The organism is Succinivibrio faecicola (assembly GCF_019448115.1).
In the GTDB taxonomy this organism is placed as follows: Bacteria; Pseudomonadota; Gammaproteobacteria; order Enterobacterales; family Succinivibrionaceae; genus Succinivibrio; species Succinivibrio faecicola.
Genome location: NZ_JAGFNY010000058.1, coordinates 1 through 4,298, shown reverse-complemented (window position 1 = coordinate 4,298; position 4,298 = coordinate 1). Strand labels below are relative to the sequence as shown.

Genomic DNA, 4,298 nt, shown 5'->3' with positions numbered 1-4,298 from the left:
GTGATTTGATTGCAAGTATTAAGGCATAAACATAATCAAATTGTGATCTTAGTGTGCTTTAATAATTTCGCCATAATTTTCAATACCTTTTGATGAAAACAGTTCATGAGCGGCATTTGCAATTGCCTGTCTGTGAACAGTAGGCTCCTCTTTCTTTCTTCTGGCCATTAATCCTTTACAACCTCTATGTATTTATCAAGATCTCTACGCAGACGGTGGTTTTGTAAATATTTTTCTGCATAACCGACTCTTAATATCATATCAGTATCTGTATGTTTGTTTAGAATTTTATTGATTCTGTTTATACTATCTTTATATTCAACAGGAGCACTTATTGGGTGAACCTCAACATTGTTGTCTGTCAGGAACATCCATAATTCCATAAGCTCCATTCCTTGTATTACTTTAGATTTAAAGTCGTCACCATAACTTTCGAGTAAAACAAAAGCCTGAGCGCTGTCTATCTGTTTGTTAATAATGCTGACAGTCTGTTTTGAAAATGTTTCAGTTAAAACAGTACTTGAGTTAACAAAAAGGTAATAGAAAAACTTTTTTAGTCCTCTCAAACCTAGCTGTTCGGCATCGAGGCCATCCTGTTTTTCTTTAGATTCATCATCTGAAAATCTCATATATGATGCAAGCTCTGCTACAGCCATTTTATCGTAGGTCTGACGTTTTACTGCATCTTTTATGAGAGGCTTTAGGTCGTTATAGGATTTATCTGATTTTTGTAAAAGAATAGCATTATCTGATACAGCAGATAATTTAGTAACAAGATCTTTATCAAGCATCCTGTCTGAAAATATCTGCTTATCAGAATGTCTTTTAGTTAAAGAATCAAGAATATCATGGTTAATATCTCCTGTATTTTCCTTTGAAAATGTAACTAAAACTTGTTTTGAATCTTCTTGTATGTTTGTGATTGTTTTGTAATTGAATGCTTTAAACGCCATCTCTAATGCTTTTACATAGCAACCAATAGAGATGTAACTTTCTCTGTTTTTCTTATCGATGACTTTTAATGTTCTTGAGTCATCTAAAGTTATATAAATTGCATTGATTGATGGGTTTATCCTTACCTTCCACATCTGTGCATTATGGGAACTTGGGGCAAGTGATGCATAATACAGAACATTCTGTATGCGATCATCGATGCCCTCGAGATTTTTGCTTGTTTTTGGTGTAAATTCTGATGCAATAAATTCTATATATGCAATGAATGCACAAACTGCAGATATCAGAATTCCACATATAAGCAAAAGGTAATGAGTTTTCATTGTGTCTTGAAATCTTTTGTATAATTAAACCGTTGGTCTAATTATTTTTTAACTAGATGAATAATAAAGGAAAATAGTTAAAAATAATAAAGCCCCGGTATGCTATGTGTCATACAGGGGCTTTGAAAGTAACAAGACGTGAATTTCTACTTTCTTGTGCCAGTTAGTAAGGCCCATCCGTCCTTATCTTTAACTTTGTTCATAATGAAATCTTTTGAGTATGCCTCAATTACTTCATCTGCTTGTTCTGTCAGGATTCCAGAAAGTGCAAGTAAACCGCCTGATGCTGTCAGATCAGCAATTACAGGCTCTAATTGTGCCAGTGGCCCTGCAAGAATATTTGCTACAGTTATCTGTGATTTTGGAAGTTCAAGTTTCTTGTCTGTACCCATGACAAGTTCTAATCTGTCATCAACATCATTTCTTTTTGCATTTTCTAAAGAAGCCTGCAAAGCCTGCTCATCGATATCAACACCCATAGCTTTTTTAGCACCAAGCTTTAATGCAGCAATAGCAAGAATACCTGAGCCACAGCCATAATCTAAAACGAGTTTATCTTTCAGATCAAGAGAATCAAGATAACCAAGACATAGTGCAGTAGTAGGATGTGTGCCTGTACCAAATGCAAGACCAGGATCGAGCATAACAACAACAGAGTTTTCTTCTTCAACCTTTAACCAAGAAGGGCAGATCCACAGATGAGAGCCAAACTTTAATGGTTTAAACTGATCCATCCAAGCACGGATCCAGTTTTTATCCTCCAGGTGTGTTGCAGCCATAGGAATATGATCGCCTAAAATTGCTTTTAGTTTTGCAAGAATAGGTTCAGGATCGGTTCCCTTATCTAAAAGACCTGTAACCTCTGTGTTTGGCCATAAGCGTCTTTCACCTGGTTTGGGTTCTAGGATAGGAGAATCTTCAGCATCTGTATAGCTTACTGCCAGAGCACCTAACTGTTCTAACAGTTCTGCAACAGCATCAGAAAAGCTGTTTGTTGTTCTGATTTTGATCTGTATCCAGTCATTATTCTGTGTCACCGGTTTTCTCCTTTAGGGAATGGACATATTGGGAAATATTGAATTCTTTTGCGACCTCATTATCATCACTAATATAGTTTAGTTCATTAGCAATAATGTTTCTTATTCTAAGTTCGATGATATTTGCATCCTGTTTCAGGCTTAGTCTAATTTCATTCTTTGATCTTAAAAATCCGACTCTTCGTTTGCCAAGAACAAGCAGACCATGCTGGGAAATTTTAGAAAAGTCTTTAACTTTTACGTACAGATCTTCACCAATCATCATAACTGACTGCAGATTGCTTCTGCCGCCTAGATTTTTTAAAAGACCGATAAGCAGCAGTTCAGGTGAATCTATCTGATTTAGCTTAAAGCCAGCTGTCTGGTTTCTGTATTTAAATTTTACTCTCAGGTAATTGAGCATACTGATTTTAGAGAGTACTGACTGAAAGACTACGGGAATAGCAATGGCAAAGAAAATAGCTGAAAAATCATTCACATGCATATTCATTAAAGCCATATTCCTAAAGATTATGTCAGGTATATAAAGTTGCTCAAAACCAGTTAATGCTGGGATCTGAAGATATAGACAGACAAAGAAAACAAAAATTGAACTTAATATAAGAACAAGCATTGTTCCTGGATAAAACATCAAGATGATTGCAAGTTCAAGGCTGATGCAGGTTCCATTCTTCGCTGTTAGACATGTTATTAGAGCAAGAAATAGCAGGAATAACCTTGAGAATCCGTCTTCGAATGCTGCTTTTGCAAAAATAACTGCAGGAAATGAAATCATGTTTACGAGAATAACACTATTAAGAATAGCATTAGTTGTCATAGATTCAGACTGCATTGAAGCTAAGTTATTCAAAAGTGGACTGAATCCTAAAGTAAGCATTACTTCATAAATAGGTACGTAAATGCACGCTAGCATCGAGTCAACAAATACAGAAGTAAAAGTAATTACGATTGAGTGTTCAATATTTCTTACAAGAACCACAAATATGAGCAGCATCAGTGAAGGTGTAATAATGATACCTAAAGCTTTTCTTAAAAGAGAACCGAATTTTAAAGTATCAACCTCTGCTTCAGCATCAGAATTTGGCAACAAGAAAAGAGCTGCTGACAGAGATGCTACTACCCAGGGTGTGGGTTGTGGAAATAAGGTTGGATAGAACGTGATACATACTGAACTAATCAGTACATAGTTAAAACCAATTGCAACAAGCTGATAAAAACGGTTTATACATGGAATAAGACAGGCTACAGCTATTGCGAAAAATCCTGGTAAAACATTTCTTGATAAAGTGAGAAGAATGGCTTGAAGATTATAGTTAAGCCCTGTAGGAATTCGTCTGTCAAAAGCAAAGGCGATTATTGCCAAAAGACCTAATGGTAATAGCAAAAAAAGAGCGCGTTGCTTATAGATATTCTGTTTCATTTCTGTCTCATTTATATGTTTGCTAAATTTTAGCAAATTTATTAGGTAATCTGTAAAAATATAACGAGTTTTGCTGTTTTTGAAAAGTAATCTATAATTTCAAACATAATCCTTTTGAATTAAGTAATTTCATTATTTCCTCAAAGTTCCTGTTGATTCTGTTTTTAGTCGTGCGGTGGCTCATGGTTAAACAAATGACAGAGGTCGAAGTTCGGGACTTTGCACTCAGGATTCTTTGGTTAGAAGATAAAGAAGTGGTAAATAACACTACTTGTCTTAAGGCTCATTATTTGCCACGTTTCCTTGAGTCTCAGGCCGCAAAGAAGCGTGCAGCTTATGTTAAAACAGCTACTTTTTCGTAGCTACCCTAACACATCCTCATTTTAAGGTGGTAGCTTTTAATAATCGAGGTTTTACCTTTAAGGCTAACTTCGATGACAATCAATGATTGCTCCTCAAGGGTCTGCCTTGTTTTAAGGAGTAATAACTCTACTTCTGCAGTTCAAAAATAGAACTTTAGAAGTATAAAAATTGATAAAACCGCAGTCTAGCACTGCTGTTGCT

3 protein-coding genes are annotated in these 4,298 nt (G+C 35.5%); all 3 read right to left on the bottom strand.

Features of this window, described 5'->3' with window-relative positions:
• Window positions 1–167: 167 nt before the first annotated feature.
• Window positions 168–1,277 (bottom strand): hypothetical protein, encoded by a 1,110-nt coding sequence (locus J5V48_RS09470; RefSeq protein ID WP_219938351.1) that lies wholly within the window; start codon window positions 1,275–1,277, stop codon window positions 168–170.
• Window positions 1,278–1,423: 146 nt separating this feature from the next.
• On the bottom strand, window positions 1,424–2,314 hold the full coding sequence (prmA, locus tag J5V48_RS09465) for a 50S ribosomal protein L11 methyltransferase (protein ID WP_219938349.1): 891 nt from the start codon (window positions 2,312–2,314) through the stop codon (window positions 1,424–1,426).
• A complete protein-coding gene (locus J5V48_RS09460; RefSeq protein WP_219938347.1) occupies window positions 2,301–3,734 on the bottom strand; it encodes a hypothetical protein in 1,434 nt (477 codons plus the stop codon). Before J5V48_RS09460 ends, prmA begins: the two co-directional genes overlap by 14 nt.
• Window positions 3,735–4,298 lie beyond the last annotated feature (564 nt).

What these genes read in the sequence shown, in the direction of transcription:
- J5V48_RS09460 (WP_219938347.1), bottom strand. Translation starts at nt 3,734, where the DNA reads ATGAAACAGAATATCTATAAGCAACGCGCTCTTTTTTTGCTATTACCA.
- J5V48_RS09470 (WP_219938351.1), bottom strand. Translation starts at nt 1,277, where the DNA reads ATGAAAACTCATTACCTTTTGCTTATATGTGGAATTCTGATATCTGCA.